The organism is Synechococcus sp. R6-5 (genome assembly GCF_047461775.1).
In the GTDB taxonomy this organism is placed as follows: domain Bacteria; phylum Cyanobacteriota; class Cyanobacteriia; order Thermostichales; family Thermostichaceae; genus Thermostichus.
Map to the genome: position 1 here is coordinate 1 of NZ_JANSHV010000250.1, position 529 is coordinate 529.

The 529-nt window shown below is 56.0% G+C and carries 1 rRNA gene; it reads right to left on the reverse strand.

Annotation, left to right across the window (positions count from 1 at the left end):
- Positions 1-314, reverse strand: a 16S ribosomal RNA gene (locus NW818_RS12260); the annotation flags it as partial.
- Positions 315-529 lie beyond the last annotated feature (215 nt).

The following is a 529-nucleotide window of genomic DNA, read 5'->3' on the forward strand; positions in this document are numbered from 1 at the left end:
GGAGTCTGGGCCGTGTCTCAGTCCCAGTGTGGCGGGCCATCCTCTCAGACCCGCTACGGATCGTCGCCTTGGTAGGCCATTACCCCACCAACTAGCTAATCCGACGCAGGCTCATCCTCAGGTGGATTGCTCCTTTCAGCTTCCGCCTGTATGGGGTATTAGCAGCCGTTTCCAGCTGTTATCCCCCGCCTGAGGGTAGATTCCTACGTGTTACTCACCCGTCCGCCACTAACACCCGAAGGTGTCCGTGCGACTTGCATGTGTTAAGCATACCGCCAGCGTTCATCCTGAGCCAGGATCAAACTCTCCGTGTCAATTCAAGAGCTTGTCTCTGGAAAAATGGAAACTTGACAGGGTTGAATATGCAGCCACCAGCCGACTCAGGGAGCCTGCTGTGCTGCTTGGCGATGGTTGACTGAACGAGTTACTTGTCAAGGTTCTGGGGCGCCGGGGCTGGGTGGCCTTGTGGCGCTTTACTACCCTATCCCCACCCCTACCACCCCGTCAAGATATCCAACCCAAAATTTTT